General features: G+C 48.4%; 14 protein-coding genes. 2 read left to right on the top strand and 12 right to left on the bottom strand.

Translation table 11 applies throughout. The features are described 5' to 3' along the window. Positions 1–9: 9 nt before the first annotated feature. The 12 genes from ftsZ to rsmH are packed head-to-tail and all read right to left on the bottom strand — an operon-like array spanning position 10 to position 14,881. Positions 10–1,374, bottom strand: coding sequence for a cell division protein FtsZ (ftsZ, locus tag CI959_RS10450; protein ID WP_005866974.1), 1,365 nt, complete (start codon positions 1,372–1,374; stop codon positions 10–12). Positions 1,375–1,407: 33 nt separating this feature from the next. Next, entirely contained in the window at positions 1,408–2,760 is a 1,353-nt protein-coding gene (ftsA, locus tag CI959_RS10445; protein ID WP_005861380.1) for a cell division protein FtsA, read from the bottom strand. Positions 2,761–2,765: 5 nt separating this feature from the next. Further along, positions 2,766–3,494 (bottom strand): cell division protein FtsQ/DivIB, encoded by a 729-nt coding sequence (locus CI959_RS10440; protein ID WP_005861378.1) that lies wholly within the window; start codon positions 3,492–3,494, stop codon positions 2,766–2,768. Then, the gene (murC, locus tag CI959_RS10435) at positions 3,491–4,879 is read right to left on the bottom strand and encodes a UDP-N-acetylmuramate--L-alanine ligase (RefSeq protein WP_005861375.1); all 1,389 of its coding nucleotides are present in this window, start codon (positions 4,877–4,879) and stop codon (positions 3,491–3,493) included. Before murC ends, CI959_RS10440 begins: the two co-directional genes overlap by 4 nt. Positions 4,880–4,884: 5 nt before the next feature. Beyond that, positions 4,885–5,991, bottom strand: coding sequence for an undecaprenyldiphospho-muramoylpentapeptide beta-N-acetylglucosaminyltransferase (gene murG / locus CI959_RS10430; RefSeq protein WP_095231441.1), 1,107 nt, complete (start codon positions 5,989–5,991; stop codon positions 4,885–4,887). Beyond that, entirely contained in the window at positions 5,988–7,295 is a 1,308-nt protein-coding gene (locus CI959_RS10425) for an FtsW/RodA/SpoVE family cell cycle protein (protein WP_005861371.1), read from the bottom strand. The genes murG and CI959_RS10425 overlap by 4 nt, the downstream gene beginning before the upstream one ends. Positions 7,296–7,306: 11 nt before the next feature. Further along, complete coding sequence (gene murD / locus CI959_RS10420) at positions 7,307–8,644, bottom strand: UDP-N-acetylmuramoyl-L-alanine--D-glutamate ligase (RefSeq protein WP_011966869.1); 1,338 nt, start codon at positions 8,642–8,644, stop codon at positions 7,307–7,309. 3 nt (positions 8,645–8,647) lie between these two features. Further along, entirely contained in the window at positions 8,648–9,907 is a 1,260-nt protein-coding gene (gene mraY, locus CI959_RS10415) for a phospho-N-acetylmuramoyl-pentapeptide-transferase (RefSeq protein WP_005861367.1), read from the bottom strand. Between the two features lie 13 nt (positions 9,908–9,920). Continuing rightward, positions 9,921–11,381, bottom strand: coding sequence for a UDP-N-acetylmuramoyl-L-alanyl-D-glutamate--2,6-diaminopimelate ligase (locus CI959_RS10410; protein WP_005861365.1), 1,461 nt, complete (start codon positions 11,379–11,381; stop codon positions 9,921–9,923). Positions 11,382–11,383: 2 nt separating this feature from the next. After that, the gene (locus CI959_RS10405) at positions 11,384–13,579 is read right to left on the bottom strand and encodes a penicillin-binding protein (RefSeq protein ID WP_005861362.1); all 2,196 of its coding nucleotides are present in this window, start codon (positions 13,577–13,579) and stop codon (positions 11,384–11,386) included. Between the two features lie 18 nt (positions 13,580–13,597). Next, entirely contained in the window at positions 13,598–13,951 is a 354-nt protein-coding gene (locus CI959_RS10400; protein WP_005861360.1) for an FtsL-like putative cell division protein, read from the bottom strand. 12 nt (positions 13,952–13,963) lie between these two features. Further along, a complete protein-coding gene (gene rsmH / locus CI959_RS10395) occupies positions 13,964–14,881 on the bottom strand; it encodes a 16S rRNA (cytosine(1402)-N(4))-methyltransferase RsmH (protein ID WP_005861358.1) in 918 nt (305 codons plus the stop codon). A gap of 476 nt (positions 14,882–15,357) precedes the next feature. Between rsmH and CI959_RS10390 the strand changes: the two genes are divergently transcribed. Together CI959_RS10390 and CI959_RS10385 are read left to right on the top strand one after the other, a co-directional pair. Beyond that, on the top strand, positions 15,358–16,182 hold the full coding sequence (locus tag CI959_RS10390; protein ID WP_005861355.1) for a 1-acyl-sn-glycerol-3-phosphate acyltransferase: 825 nt from the start codon (positions 15,358–15,360) through the stop codon (positions 16,180–16,182). A 12-nt stretch (positions 16,183–16,194) separates the two neighbouring features. After that, on the top strand, positions 16,195–17,169 hold the full coding sequence (locus CI959_RS10385; RefSeq protein WP_005866962.1) for a GNAT family N-acetyltransferase: 975 nt from the start codon (positions 16,195–16,197) through the stop codon (positions 17,167–17,169). Positions 17,170–17,174 lie beyond the last annotated feature (5 nt).

Here is a 17,174-nt window from a genome sequence, read left to right as displayed (position 1 = left end):
TATTATTAACTATCGGAAACTGATCACTTGTTTACCCCCCCGCTGAGAATCTTGGCGAGGTTGGTTAGCCGGTTGCTTCGCCGTTGTCGGAGCCGATACTTGAATATCCTCTCCCGCTACTTTGGAACGGGCACGGGCCACGATCTTCGGATCCCGGTTATAAGTCGGATTATCCTCTATCAAAGCGATCAAGGCATCATCGTCCAACTCTTCCTGAGTCAAAACTACCGCTTTCGCACGAGAGGTAAAACGACCCGCCTTTTGTGCGGAAGCACCATAATATTTACCAATCAAATCACGCTCCTTACGCTCTTTCTCGATTCGCTCTTCTTCTAAGCGCAATTCTTCTTCCGTCATCTGAGCGGCTTCATTCCTGCGTTTATCAGCGATCAATGGAATATCATCCATCGTAAATCCAGTAGCGAGGATCGTCATTTTCACTTTATTACCTAATGTATTATCCACGGCAGTACCCCAGATAACCTCTATATCACGGTTGAACTCGGACATAAAGTTATGCACGTCGTTCATCTCCTCCATGCGCAACTCGGCTTCCTCGCTGAAATATACGTTGAACAGGATTTTCTTGGCGTTCTTTACGTCGTTGTTGCTTAATAGCGGAGAATTCAGAGCGTCTTCCACCGCTTGGCGAACACGTCCTTCTCCTTCACCAAAACCATTACTCATCAAAGCGACACCACCATCTTTCATCGTGGTGTTAACATCGGCGAAGTCGAGGTTGATAATACCCGGAAGCGTAATGATCTCCGCGATACTCTTGGCGGCGATCGTCAAGGTATCATCGGCCTTGCCGAAAGCGTTCATCACGGAAAGGTCCGAATAAATCTCACGCAAACGCTCGTTATTGATTACCAATAAGGCATCCACGTTTTTCGCGATCTCCTCCACACCATTCAAGGCCTGTATAATCTTACGCTCACCCTCGAACAAGAAAGGAATGGTTACGATACCTACCGTCAATATTCCCATATCCTTCGCGATACGAGCGATAACCGGAGCGGCACCCGTACCGGTACCACCACCCATACCAGCGGTAATAAATACCATCTTCGTACCGTCGTTCAACATACCTCGAAGATCGTCCAGACTCTCCTCGGCCGCCATCATCGCACGTTCCGGCTTATTTCCTGCGCCCAATCCCTGCGTGATCTCACGTCCCAGCAATAACTTGATAGGAACATCCGAACGGTTCAAGGCTTGATTATCCGTATTACATAACACGAATGTAACATCGTGTATGCCCTCCTTATACATATGAGTAACAGCGTTTCCGCCACCGCCTCCAACACCAATCACCTTAATGATTTTGGGAGTATCCGTAGGATAATTAAAATTTAATATTGTATCGTCCATTGTCTTCCGGTTTTATTACATTCGTAGATCACGTTATTTACTCTCGTTATCATCGTCATCGAAGAGGGTTTTACCAAAGGTATCGATTCCTTTTGTCAACCGCCCGAACAAGCCGGGACCTTTTTTCTTCTCTTTCTTCGGCTTCTCCTTGACGGGTTCCGGAGTCGGTTCCACTGTCGGTTCAGGCTCAACCACCGGCTCAATCTTAGGCTCCGGTTTAGGAGGAATATATAACGCGCAATTCTTAGTTCCTTTCGCCAAGAGGCCGACGGCTACCGCATATTCGGGATTGCTGGCAACCACTAAATCACCACTAGCGACAATCCCCTTGCGAACCGCTGAATAGCGAACCTCCATCTTCAAGCGTTCGCTCATAACAGCCGGTAAATTCTTCAAAGCGGCGCCTCCACCCGTAATCACGATGCCAGCACCGAGAACGCTCATCAAGCCTGTAGCCTCCAGACGAGCATATACATTCTCTAAGATCTCATCCATACGGGCCTCGATCACACCGTTCAACTCGGCCAGCTTAATCTCACGCAAGCCCATTCCATCCGCTAAACTCACTTGGATGGTCATATCATTATCCCGGTCCGCTTTCGCGCTACCATAAGTGATCTTCAAGCGTTCCGCCTCAGACTCTACAACCCTGAGATTGGTTATATCTTTTGTTATCAAATTACCTCCAAAGGGAACAACGGAAAGGCTGGCCAACTTACCACCCTTATAGACAGTTATCGTCGTCACGCCGGCACCGAAGCCGATCAAGGCGCAACCCAAGTCCTTCTCATTGTCGCTCAAGACCACATCACCCAACGCTAGGGGCGACACGAGAATACCGGCGATCTCGATCTTCGCTTGTTCCGAGATGCTATTGATAATATTTAATTTCAAGGAAGGACGTCCAACAATCAACTTGTAACGAGCCTCGATACGGCTACAAGGCACGCCCACCGGGTTGGACTCTGGTTTATCATCTAAAAAATAGGAAGGAGAAACCACATCAAGAACGGTCAACATATCCGGACGATAATCCTTACACTCTTGATAAAGAGAGTCTATGATCTCCTCTGTGACCACTCCTTCCGTTCCCAACACCTTGCAAACCGTATGCTCGATAGAACGGAGTGACTGGCCACCCAGTCCCACATATACCTGCCCGATCTTGGCCCCCCCCAGTTTATTCTCCAACTTGAGGATCAAGCGTCTTATCTTACTCGCCGTCTCCTTCACGTTATATACACATCCTCTTCGTATGCAGGTGCCGGAGTTCTCAACTTCGTAGGCGATGATTGAAAGAGCGCCCGTCGCATTCTTAGTCCCCACCATTCCTACCATATGGGAGGTACCTAGGTCAATAGCTGCTATAAAGTCTGTGTATGCCATATCATCTATTTTTTAGTACAAACAATCTGATTCTTATATTTTAAATTAATCATACTGTACTTTTCCCAACCCACTTTAGGGATCGCTTGTTCATAGAAAAGCTTTAAATTCGCAAGCTTTTCTTCGAATTCATCCAAAGTACCCAACATGATCCGGTGGTTACCCACTCTTGGAATAAGTTCTATATCATTATCCGGATAGACATAGATTTGTTCAATCTGGTCATTCCAGAACTCATTCTCTTGCAAAAATAATGCAAATTTGTATAAGTCGGTCACCGCAAGCTCTTTTTCCACATATCCACTCACAATTGGCACATGCGCAGCATACCGACGACTGATCGGCATGGTGGTTCCCAGATTATCCACGTAATAACTACCTCTTACGCCCATAATCCGGAGGATAGGCATCTTTTGCATGACCTCTAGTTTGATAATCCCCGAAGGAGTCTTATACGCCTCCACTTGGGCGATCATCTCATTCTTAAGCAATTCCGTCTCTATCCGATCCGTATTCACGTCGGCCATTGGCCGCTTGATCGGATCTAGCCCGGCTTTCTTCAGTATAGACACAAGGTCACTCTCGCTCACGAAGTGTTTATCCAGACTGTCTTTCACCACGACTTGCAGATCTTGGCAAATAGAGTCTTGACGTATTTCCCGAAAGAAAAACGACACAAACACGATGTAACAGAACAACAACGTGGCTACTACTATGGAAATTATTCGGATCACGGTTTCCTTATTTGTTTACATAAAATCTCTTTTACAGGCTCCACCAAACGGTCGATATTGCCGGCGCCTACCATTAATACTACCTCATATTTCCCGGCGGCAACCACGTCCAAAAGCTCTTCCTTCTTACACAGCGTCTTGGAAGGGATCGTCACCTTATCAAAAATGATCCGAGAGCTCACCCCCGGAATCGGTTCCTCACGAGCCGGATAGATATCCAGCAAGATCAACTCATCCAATAAAGAGAGACTCGCAGCGAAATCTCCAGCGAAATCTCGGGTACGGGTATATAGATGCGGCTGGAAAATACCTGTCACCTTACGACCCGCATATAATTCCTTCACCGACAAGATACTCTGTCGCAATTCGGCCGGATGATGGGCATAATCATCGATCAATACCACTTGATCAGTCTTCAAATGGAAATCGAAACGGCGGCGAGGTCCGGCAAATGTAGCCATACCCTTTTTCAAATCCTCAGGTTTCACTCCGTTCAACCAAGCGATCGCCATAGCCGCTACCCCGTTCTCTATATTAACCTTTACGGGAACACCTAATTCCACATCAGGAATACGGATTTCCGGACCAACGAAGTCAAAGGTAATATTTCCGTCGCAAATACGAATATTTTCAGCGTAAAAGTCCGCTATTTCCGTAACGGAATAGGTATATTTCTTGACACCCTCCTGTAAACGGGGCGTTACGTTGATTCCTTTCTTGATCAGTAGACAACCATCGGGACGAATTAAGGAGGTAAATTTCTCAAAACTCTCCCGGTAAGCCTCCGCCGTACCGTAAATATCCAGATGATCCGGATCCGCGGAAGTAATCACTGCCATATAAGGAGTAAGCCAATGGAAAGAACGATCGAACTCATCCGCCTCGATCACGGTAAAGTCGCTCGTATCCGACAACATCAAATTACTCTCGTAGTTCTTTAGGATTCCTCCGAGGAAAGCATTGCAATCCACCGGCGATTGTTTCAGCAAATGAGCTAGCATAGAAGAGGTCGTTGTCTTGCCGTGCGTGCCCGCCACGCATAAACCCCGGCTGCTTTTCGTGATCTCTCCCAAGACACGTGCCCGCTTCATCACCTCAAAACCGTGCGCCCGGAAATAGGTCAATTCCGTATGCGACTCCGGGACCGCCGGCGTATAAACCACCAGCGTATCATCGGGCGACTTGAACGCCTCCCCGATCAAAGCTACATTATCCTCATAGTGAATATCGGCTCCCTCCTTTTTCAACTCCTCGGTTAAATCGGAAGGGGTCTTATCGTATCCGCCCACTCGTTTTCCCTTAGCGAGGAAATAACGGATCAAGGCACTCATTCCAATGCCCCCGGCACCTACGAAATACACCGCTGTCACTTTATTTATATCCATATTCCTTATTTCTTATCTATAATCTTAACAATCTCATCCACGATACGGTCCGCGCTATGGCGTTGCGCCAAGGTCTCGATATTACGGCTCAACGTACACAAACGTTCATCGTCATGAACTATCTTCAAGGCAGTAGGCACCAAATCCTTTTCCGCATCTTTATCGGCGATCATAACGGCGGCATCCTTATGGACCAAGGCCAAGGTATTCTTGGTCTGATGATCTTCCGCCACATTCGGCGAAGGCACCAAGACCACCGGTTTTCCTAATAAGCAAAGTTCCGAGATAGAACTAGCCCCCGCACGGGATATCACCAAATCGGCCGCTGAATAAGCATAATCCATACGGGTAATAAAGTCTGAGCACCAAACCGGCATTCCCCGGTACGCCTTCAAATGCTTGGAAGCGTCGCTGTAATAATACCTACCGGTTTGCCAAATAACCTGTACATCCGAGGCGAAGAACTTATCCAGATCCCCTTGAATACTCCGGTTAATCGTCCGTGCGCCAAGGCTACCACCTACCACAAGGATCGTTTTTTTCTCCGGAGAAAGCCCGAAGAACGCCAACGCCTCCTCTTTCTTACTCAGCGCCTCTTCCAAATCCTGTCGCACCGGATTTCCCGTAATCACGATCTTATCCGCCGGAAAGAACTTCTCCATGCCCTCGTAAGCGACACAAATCTTGCTCGCTTTCTTCGCCAACAACTTATTGGTCACACCGGCATACGAGTTTTGCTCCTGTATCAATGCGGGAACACCTTGCGAAGCCGCCATCCATAAAGTCGGTCCACTGGCATAACCGCCCACGCCGACCGCTATATCTGGCTTGAACTCACGGATCGTCTTCCTCGCCAAGCGCAAGCTTTTCGCTAAACGAACCATGACCTTCACGTTGTTCATCAAGTGGGCACGATCAAACCCACTCACCGGTAAACCTACGATTTTATAACCGGCTGCCGGAACCTTATCCATTTCCATGCGGTCTTCCGCCCCCACAAATAAGATTTCCGCATCCGGAAAACGTTTCTTGAAAGTATTAGCGATAGATATGGCCGGGAAGATATGGCCTCCCGTACCACCACCACTTATTATGATCCGGTACTTTCTCATACTTTTGACTCTACAGTTATCGTTTCGACAGCCGATAGCGGATTATCTTCTCTCTCTCCCTCGACCGCCTGATTTATTGTCTCTCCGGATGGCTCGTCGGAAGGATTCTCTGGATTCTCCGTATCCTCCTCTTCCTCATCCTCATTTCCGATATTGGCTCCAAAACGACTTACGCTCAATATGATCCCGAAATAGATACAAGAAATAAGCGTAGACGTACCACCCCGGCTCACCAACGGCATCGGTTGCCCGGTAACGGGCACTAAATTCACAGCTACCGCCATATTCGCCAAAGCTTGGACTACCACCAGCAACCCACATCCCAACACTAGGAATTTCGGGAATGATTTATCACATTTCCGGGCGATCATCCCAACCCGCACTAGCAACATTATATAAAGCAACAGTACAAAGATTCCCCCAACGATACCCAGTTCCTCTATGATAATCGCATAGATAAAATCTGAATACGCCTGTGGCAGGAAGTCACGCTGTTGGCCATGTCCGGGCATCTGCCCAAATACGCCTCCCCGGGCAATAGCTATCTTCGCATGGGTTACCTGATAATTATCATCGGTTATCTTATACGTACCACTCTCATCCAAATTATCCTTATGCCCGTCGAAGAAACGCTCCAAACGCCCCTGCCAAGTAACGAATCGATCCGGCAAATACTGGGTAATAGCGGCCGGCGTAAACTTAAGCAACGCCAAGAACAATACCAACGCCAACATCAAGATACCCGCCAGCTTCGCCAACTTACCAAATGGCAACTGACCGATAAACATCATCAGGAAACAAACCCCGAATAGCATAAACGCCGTAGAAAAGTTCTCCGGCAGAATCAAGACACAGGTCAGTCCTACCCCAATCAGTATATACTTAAAAATCTGGTTCTCCGTTAATTTCCCCCGTTTGCTGAGCAAGAAAGCGACAAACACGACACAAGCCAGCTTCCCAAACTCCGAAGGCTGGAACTGTATCCCCATGATTTCCAGCCATCGATGCGCATCATTAGCGTCCACGCCGATAAAGGGCGTCACGATCAACATCAACATCGAGACCGGCAATAATATAATAAACGCAGAAAAGAAGCGACACGGTATATTATGCAACAGCAATACCATGACGAAACCTCCCAATAAAAAGGTGGCGTGCCGTACGATAGGCGCCCAGTGATTCGCGTTCTTATAAGCGATCGTACTGGTCGCACTGAACACCTCCACCACCGATATAAGACACAGGAACATGAAGATGATCCATATCACCCGGTCGCCCTTAAACAGTTTACTCGCCAGATCCATTTTATCCTTTATTACAAATTACGTACGCAAGCCTTGAACTGATCGCCCCGATCCTCATAGCTCTTGAACAGGTCGAAGCTGGCGCAACAAGGAGAGAGCAATACCGTATCTCCCTTATGAGCCATCTTATAAGCTTTCGCCACAGCCTCTTCCATCGAGCGGGCGTCTTCTATATTCGCCACTTTCCCGTCGAAGAACGCATGCAGTTTCGTATTATCCACACCCATGAAAATCAATGAATGCACCTTTTTACTCACTAGTTCCTCGATCTCCGAGTAATCATTCCCTTTATCCGTGCCCCCTAAGATCAAAACGACCGGAGTCGTCATACTCTGCAAAGCATACCAACAAGAGTTTACGTTCGTAGCTTTCGAGTCATTAATATAATCAACACCACGCACGCGAAGCACCTTTTCCAAACGGTGCTCAACCCCCGTAAAATCACTGAGTGAGGCACGTATTTTCTCATCATGAATGTCCACGATCTTGGACGCTATCCCCGAAGCCAAAGAGTTATACAGGTTATGCGTACCAGTCAATGCCAATAGGTCTTGTTCCATCGTAAATGTTCCGTTTGCCGTTTCAATAACTACTTGATTATTTTCCGTATATCCCTTCATGCCGTTCTCATGTGTCTCGGCGAATGGGTAAAGAGTAGCCTCAGGATGCCGTTTGGCGATCTCACGGGCTATGATCGGGTCATCGTTCCAGAAAATGAAGGCGTCGTCCTTCGTCTGATTTTGCAAGATGCGGAACTTAGCGTCTACATAATTCTGCATCTCATAGTTATAACGGTCCAGATGATCCGGTGTTATATTCAATATAATAGCGATATCCGCTTTAAAGTCGTACATATTATCCAGTTGGAAACTGCTCAACTCGATCACGTAGACCGCATGTGGATCTTCCGCAACCTGAAGCGCCAAGCTGTTTCCGACATTTCCGGCCAAGCCCACGTCCACGCCCGCTTCTTTCAAGATATGATACGTAAGCATCGTCGTTGTCGTCTTGCCGTTGCTACCCGTGATGCAAATCATCTTCGAGTCCGTATACCTTCCGGCAAACTCGATCTCGGAGATGATCGGCGTACCTTGCTTCTTCAATAACTGTATGATAGGAGCCTTGTCGGGAATACCCGGGCTCTTGACAATTTCGTCGGCATTCAAGATGTCGGCTTCGGTATGCTGTCCCTCTTCCCAACGAATCCCGTGGTTGTCCAGCATCTCCTTATACTTAGGTTTGATAGACGATTTATCGGACACGAACACGTCGAATCCTTTCGCCTTCGCCAAGACAGCGGCTCCCGCACCACTCTCCCCGGCCCCTAATATAACCATTCTCTTACTCATCTTTTATCTCATCTTTAACGTAACTATCGTCATAACAGCCAAAATAATACCGATCAACCAGAAACGGACCACGATCTTCGATTCAGGCACGACATTGAACGGCTTTTGGATCAACGCCTGTATACCTGCGTTTCCCGGCTTCTGGAAATGATGGTGTAAAGGAGCCATCTTGAAGATACGGCGACCTTCCCCATACTTCTTCTTCGTATATTTAAAGTAGGCCACTTGCAACATGACCGATATATTCTCCACCAAGAAAATACCGCAAAGGATCGGAATCAACAACTCCTTACGGATGATGATCGCGAAAACAGCGATAATACCTCCCAAGGTCAAGCTCCCCGTATCTCCCATAAATACTTGGGCCGGATATGAGTTGTACCATAAGAAACCGACCGTGGCACCGATAAAGGCAGCGGCATAAACCACCAACTCCTCCGCACCGGGTATAAACATGATATTCAAGAACGAGGCGAACTCAAAGTGGGATGACATATAGGCCAAAATACCGAGCGCCACCCCAATGATCGCCGATGTTCCGGCAGCCAAGCCGTCCAGTCCATCCGTCATATTGGCTCCGTTCGACACGGCTGTCACCACAAAGATCACCATCAGCACGAACACCAGCCATGCGGCCTCCTCCTTATAATCGCCCGCCCAGTTCACCAAATTGGCGTAATCGAAATTATTGTTTTTCAAGAACGGGATGGTCGTCTTTGTCGATTTGGTCTCCACCGTATGATAACGCACCTCCTCGATCACGTTATCATGGCGCACCTCCATATTCTCCTTGATCACCACATCCGGGCTCATGAACAATACCAAGCCAACGATCAAGCCCAGTCCTACCTGCCCGACGATCTTGAAACGTCCGTGCATACCTTCCTTATTCTTCTTGAATACCTTGATATAATCATCCGCGAATCCCAAGGCACCCAGCCAGACCGTAGTCACCAACATCAATATCACATAGATATTATTCAGCTTGGCACACAGTAAAGTCGGGATCAATATAGCGATAATAATGATAATACCTCCCATCGTCGGCGTTCCCTTCTTGCTCATCTGGCCCTCCAGCCCAAGATTTCTCACCGTCTCGCCGATCTGCAACATTTGCAACTTATCGATGATACGCCGGCCGATCGCCGTAGAGATAAACAAGGACAAGATCAAGGCCAACCCCGAGCGGAAAGATACGTACTTAAACATACCCGCTCCCGGGAAATCCAACTGATCCAAATAATTAAAAAGATAATAAAGCATGTCGTCTTAAATATTATGATTGTTGTGTCGAAAAAATCTCGCGTAACTTCTCACGGTCGTCAAAGTGCTGTTTCACCCCCTTGATCTCCTGATAGTCTTCGTGGCCTTTTCCGGCAACAAGGATCACATCCCCTTTCTTCGCCAACATCGTAGCGGTCTTGATCGCTTGCGTACGGTCCGTGATACATAAGGTACGTTCCATATCCATTTTCGTCAATCCGGCTACCATATCGTTAATAATATCATCCGGTTCCTCAAAGCGCGGGTTATCGGAAGTCAGAATTACCTGATCGCTCAGCTTGACAGCCTCTTTCGCCATCAGCGGGCGTTTCCCCTTGTCCCGGTTTCCCCCGGCACCCACGACGGTAATGATACGTCCTTTCCCGTCCAATACCTCATGAATGCCATTCAGTACATTCGTCAAGGCATCCGGCGTGTGAGCGTAATCCACGATCGCCGTATAACCGAGCGGAGACTGGATCGTCTCGAAGCGACCGGATACGGAGCGAAGCGTGCTCAGCACGATCAACACCTCCTCGGGATCTTTCCCTAAAGAAACCGCGGCTCCGTACACGGCCAGCAAGTTATAAGCGTTGAAACGTCCCACGAAATGCACCATAACCTCCCGACCGTTAATGATCAAGTCTGTACCCTCGAAATGAGATTCCAATATCTTTCCCTTGAAATCGGCCAAGGTACGCAAGGAATAGGTCAGCTTTTTCGCCTTCGTATTCTGCAACATCACCAAGCCGGATTTATCATCGGCATTCGTCAAGGCGAAAGTCCCGGCAGGCAGGTCATCGAAGAATTTCTTCTTCGCTTTCAAGTAATTCTCCACGGTCTTATGGTAATCCAAATGATCGCGGGTCAGGTTCGTGAAAATCCCCCCGTCGAAAGACAAGCCGCTGATGCGCCGCTGATCGATCGAATGAGAGCTAACCTCCATAAAAGCATACTCACATCCGGCCTCTACCATCCGGGCCATCAAGGAATGAAGCGTAAGCGGGTCCGGTGTCGTATGATCCGTCGGTACCGCCTCGCCATCTATATAATTACATACCGTGGAAAGCAATCCCACCTTATGTCCCATCTTCCGGAACATCTCATATAATAAAGTAGCGATCGTAGTCTTCCCGTTCGTACCCGTCACGCCTACCAACACCAATTTCCGGGAAGGATCACCATACCAGCGGGAAACCAAAAGACCCAACGCCTCCGCCGAATCCTTCACCACGATAAACGAGCATCTCCCCTCCAAATAGGACGGAGCCTCCTCGCATACGATAGCGACAGCCCCCTTCTCTATGGCGCTGTCCATATAGGCATGGCCATCCACGGCCGTACCTCTCACAGCGACAAACAAAGACCCTTTCGTCACCCGACGAGAGTCTGATTGAATATTCGTGATATCCACATTATCCGCCCCCATCAACATAGGAGCTTCCAACGCACCGATTAAATCCCTTAGTTCCATACCTATTTCAATGTTAATAATACGGTCTGCCCCTTAGACACTCGCTGTCCGGGTTGAATACTCTGCGAAACGACCCGTCCGACACCCGACAAAGAGACACGCAGACCGGCTTGCTCCAACAAGAAAACCGCATCTTTAGCACCCATGCCGACTACCCGGGGTACCAATCCTTCCCGAATCGTCAGATCGCTCAATTTCACTTTATTCTCTTCTTGCTCGGCAGAAGCTACGACCCACTTTGTCTCCAAACTGTCCGTATCCGCCTTAATATCCAATTCATCTAATACTTCCTCTACCGCCCTCAGGTCGCCGCCTTTCACACGAGGCACCATCACGGCCGTCGAATCCCGTTCCATATCCCGGACATCGAACGACATATGGCTGGCGTATATCTTCTCGGCGATCGCACGCACCACGCCTCCCGACATCGTACCGCCCGAAGGATAACCAATACGGGGACGGCGGATCACCACGATACAAGAATACTTCGGATGATCGGCCGGGAAATAGCCACAGAAAGAGACTTGGTGCCCGCTCGTACGGTAGACACCGCCCGTAGCGATCTGCGCCGTACCGGTCTTTCCGGCAATCCGGACAATATCCGAATGAACCGCCTTACCGGTTCCTTTCTCCACGACTCCCAGCAACATATCTTTTATCAACGCCAGCGTATGGTCCGAGCAGATCGAAGAGTTGATCACCTCCGTGGAAAAACTCTGCACGGTCTTGCCGTTATGTAAGATCTCTTTCGTAAACATCGGGCGAACCATTTCCCCGTTGTTCGCAATCGCGTTAAAGAACGCCAACGTATTGATCGGCGGTACCTGCGTCTCGTAACCGAACGACATCCAAGGCAAAGTGGTCTTGGACCAATAACGGGTCGTATCATCCGGGCGACGTATCTTAGCACGTCCCGCCCCCGGTATCTCCAAACGAAGATCCGCGTTCATACCGATACGGTACAGTCCCTCCACAAACTTCGTCGGGTTATCCGAATAACCTTTCAGGATCGTCTTGGCCACACCGATATTGGAGGAATACCAAATCGCCTGCTCCACCGAGATCCGGCCGTATCCACCTTTATTCATATTATGGTCCGTCATGCGGGCCCCCTTATACATATATATACCATTGCCGACATCGACCGTATCTCCCGGATTGCATAAACCATCCTCCAAGGCCACCATGATAGAGGCCACCTTGAAAGTAGAACCCGGCTCGATCTCGTCTGCCACGGCATGGTTCTTCGTTTCGCCATATACGCCTTCACGGATACGCCCCATATTCGTGATCGCCTTGATCTCTCCGGTCTCGACCTCCATCACGACAGCCGTACCGGACTCGGCATCGATCGCCTTCAATTTATCGACCAACGATTTCTCGGTTATATCCTGTATATTAATATCGATCGTGGTACGGATATCCATGCCATCCACCGGGTCCACCTCAATCACGTTCGTCCAGCCTCCACCGACACGGCGAACGGAGCTCAACCCGGCCTGCCCCCGCAGGAGCGAATCGTATTGCAACTCCAATCCATTCTTCCCCTTCGTAGTACCACCCTCCTCGATCTCTCCGTAGATATCACCGATCGTACGAGACGCCAAGGTCCCGAAAGGTTTCTGGCGCTGTACCATCTCCTTCGTATAAAAACCACTCTTATAACGTCCCAGACGAAGAAACGGGAACTTACGGATCTCCTTCAAATCCGAATACGAGACCTTCCCCGCGTAAATCGGGAACTGGCGGCTTTTACCGCTCAGCCCTTTCAGCAGATAAGCCTTATAGCCCGCCGGCGTACGATCCTTCAATTTACGGGAAAGATAAAACGCCAACGAGTCCACCCCATCCTTCTTGGACGTCTTGAACGTATCCAGCCAATTATACTTGGCACCCTTAGCCGGAGTATACGCATCCGCCTTAAAGTCGATATACATATAATAACGAGGCACGCTGGTAGCCATCAACTTACCGTCCGACGAATAGATATTACCACGTCCGGGCAACACCAAACGGTTTGGTCGTTTCTGGCTCTCGGCTACCTTCATCCATTTATCCCTCTCCACGAAGGCTGTATCAAAGGCACGGAACAGGATTCCTACGGCCACAAGCCCCAGCAACAGCACGACCACGAAGTAACAGAATAAAATCCGGCTACCTTTAGGCTCTATTTCTTTCGGTTCGTTTTCTTCAGACATACCTATTTACACCTTATCTCACTTATATAACTCATAAGGAGGGGTTTTCGCACCCTCCAGATCAATACCTTGCTCCTCGATCAGCAACTCGATTTGCGATTGGCGGCTATTGCCGGTCAACTCGGATGAGATCGACAACGCCTCGAAACGCACATCCCTCAATTGCTGTTGCAACCGGTCGATCTCACGCAGCTTTTGCATACAAGTATACCGGTTACCGATAAAGAAAAACGCCAACACGACAAGTAACACGATCATGCGCGTATGCCTCAAGATAAAATCCTCTTTTAGCACGCCGCCACCGAGTATATACCAGAACGAAAGACGCTTCTCCTTCTTCCTCGTTTTCTTATGTTGTCCGTTTTCTTCCATATCTATTTCTCCTTATACCTTCTCAGCGATTCTCAACTTGGCACTCCGGGAACGGGGATTCCGCTCCACCTCCTCGTCGGTCGGGACGATTACCTTATTATTGACCAAGCGGAAAGGCGATCGTACGTTCCCGAAGAAATCCTGCTCGCATTTCCCCTCGAAGTTTCCGGTCTTCAAAAAGTTCTTTACCAGACGGTCTTCCAAGGAGTGATACGTGATAACCACCAATCGTCCTCCCGGTCTCAACACCCGCAAGGTACTCCGCAGCATCTCTTTCAGCGCCCTCATCTCATCGTTCACCTCGATACGAAGCGCCTGAAAGACTTGCGCCAAGAATTTCTTCTCTTTGTCCTTTCCCGTAAACGGCTTGATCACCTCCAAGAAGTCTCCGATCGTCTCTATCTTCTTTGTCTCACGAGCTTTCACCAGCACAGAGGCTAATTTCCGAGACACCTTCAGCTCGCCATATAGATAAAACACATCGGCCAACGCCTCCGCCGTATAATTATTCACGATATCGGCGGCGGTCTGCCCCGCACGCGTATTCATCCGCATATCCAACGTCCCGTCGAAACGGAAAGAGAAACCGCGATCCTTATCGTCGAAATGATGGGAAGAGACACCTAAATCCGCCAACAGGCCGTCCACCTCCCCACTTTCTCCGTAGTAACGCATAAAATTATACAAATAACGGAAATTACTGCGCACGAAAGTGAATCGTGGGTCTGCCGGGACATTATGCTCGGCGTCCGCATCTTGGTCAAAGCCGTAAAGTTCGCCCTCGCTACCCAACCGTTTCAAGATCTCGCGGGAATGTCCTCCACCGCCAAACGTAACATCCACGTAAATCCCGTCGGGACGGATATCCAATCCCTCCAGACTTTCCCGCAGCATTACCGGTACATGATAGCAACTATCTTTTTCTTCCATTCGTCGTTCTTACGTTAAACTTCCTCTTAAAATCAAGCGCCGTACTCCTTTGATACGCACGCACATGCCTTATCGGTGGGTAAAAGTACACATTTCCAAAATTACCCGCCAACATTTATATAAGAAAAGTAGGAAAAAGTTATCAACAGGTCGTTAACCCTTCGTCTTTTCGTCCTTATCTCTTACGCTTTTCATCGGTATCCGTTAACCAATTCTTCCTTTCACCTTCATCTTCTAACGGCTGTTGGACGATCATGCAACAGTTGGTAGATGATCTTCTAACAGATGGTGCATGATCGTCCAACAGCCGTTAGATAACCGATAGTCAAGCTCCCGGGGACTAACCTCCCTAATGGTAGCGGCTAAAAGATCAAGGGGAAAAGGCTAAGATAGCTGGCGAAAAAGCAAAAACTTCACTCAAACCTCTCTCGTTTTAATTATTAACTTTATCTTTGCCCCTTGACAAGCTTATATAGATGACAAAACAAGGTGTGACAAAGATAGATATTAAGCAAGTATTGGCACAAAAGGCGCCCAAGGCGTCACGCAAGATTCCGGGATTTATCGTGGACTACTTGATTCGCACGGTTCATCAAGAGGAACTGAATGATATATTAACCCGTTACCACGATAAGGAAGGGGTAGATTTCATGCGTGAGCTTATCGGCTATTTTGACCTTACCCTCAATCTGGTACATGAGGAAAACATCCCGACCGAAGGGCGCTATATCTTCGCCTCCAACCATCCGCTCGGAGGATTGGACGGTATCTGTCTCTCCGCCGTTATCGGTTCCCGGTTCGAAGGGCGCATCAAGTATCCGGTCAATGATTTATTACTTTATCTCTCCAATCTAAAATCCATCTTTGTACCGATCAACAAACACGGCACCCAAGGAAAGGACAACGCACGGATGCTGGAGGAGGCTTTTGCCTCGGACGACCAGATCATCACTTTCCCCGCCGGATTATGCTCTCGCAAGATTGGTGGCAAGATACAAGACTTGGAGTGGAAGAAATCGTTCATCCAGAAGGCGGTGCAATACAAGCGGGATATCGTACCGGTCTATTTCGACGGGAAGAATTCCAATTTCTTCTATAACCTCGCCCGGATACGCAAGGCGTTGGGTATAAAGATGAATTATGAGATGATTTATTTACCGGACGAGATGTTCCGGAGCAAACATAAGACCTTCCGGATTTATTTCGGGAAGCCTATCCCTTGGCAGACATTCGACAATAGCAAGAAACCCGCCGAATGGGCTGAGTGGATAAAAAACAAGGTTTACAAACTCAAGGATTAACAGACGAAACATATGCAAGACATTATCAATCCCATAGACAGGGCACTACTGAAGGCTGAATTGACCAAAGAGAAGAGGTTGAGAAGTACCAATAAATCGAAGAATGAGATTTATATCGTCACGGCGCACGACTCACCCAATGTCATGCAAGAGATAGGGCGTCTGCGGGAGGTCGCTTTCCGTTATTACGGGGGTGGCACGGGATTTCCGGTGGATATCGATGAGTATGACACGATGGAAGACGCTTACCGCCAGCTGATTGTCTGGAGCCCGGAAGATGAGCAGATCTTGGGGGGATACCGTTTCCTTTGCGGTTCAGACGTTAAGTTCGACGAGAATGGTAAACCGATCCTGGCGACCTCGCACTTGTTTAATTTCTCAGAGAAATTTATCAAGGAGATCCTTCCTTATACGGTAGAGTTGGGACGCTCGTTCGTGGCTCTGGAGTATCAATCCACCCGTTCCGGGGCGAAAGGCTTGTTCGTGTTGGATAACCTGTGGGATGGATTGGGGGCTTTATCCGTGGTTGATCCGAGCTTGCGGTATTATTTCGGGAAGGTGACTATGTACAATACGTACAACCAAGAGGCCCGTAATATGATCTTATACTTCCTCGGATTGCATTTCCCAGACGCAGACCAACTGATCACTCCGGTATATCCTTTGGAGACTAATATGGATGTAGAGAAGATGAGATCTCTTTTCCCTCACGATAATTTCAAGGATAACTACAAGGTATTGAACCAAGAGGTTCGTAAATTTGGCATCAACGTGCCTCCTTTGGTAAATGCTTACATGAGCTTGTCGCCTAAGATGCGTGTATTCGGCACAGCGATCAACCATGAGTTTGGAGAGGTGGAAGAAACGGGTATCTTAATCGCTATTAACGAGATATTAGAGGATAAGAAGAAACGGCATATTGAGACGTATCTGGAAGAGGAGTACAAGTCCGCCGAGTTGATACGCAAGAATTTCATCGGGGAATAAAGCCG

The sequence above is a fragment of the Parabacteroides sp. AT13 genome (genome assembly GCF_002272965.1).
GTDB lineage: Bacteria > Bacteroidota > Bacteroidia > Bacteroidales > Tannerellaceae > Parabacteroides > Parabacteroides distasonis.
Note: the sequence above shows the minus strand (reverse complement) of the source record. Positions and strands in the feature narration are given on the sequence as shown.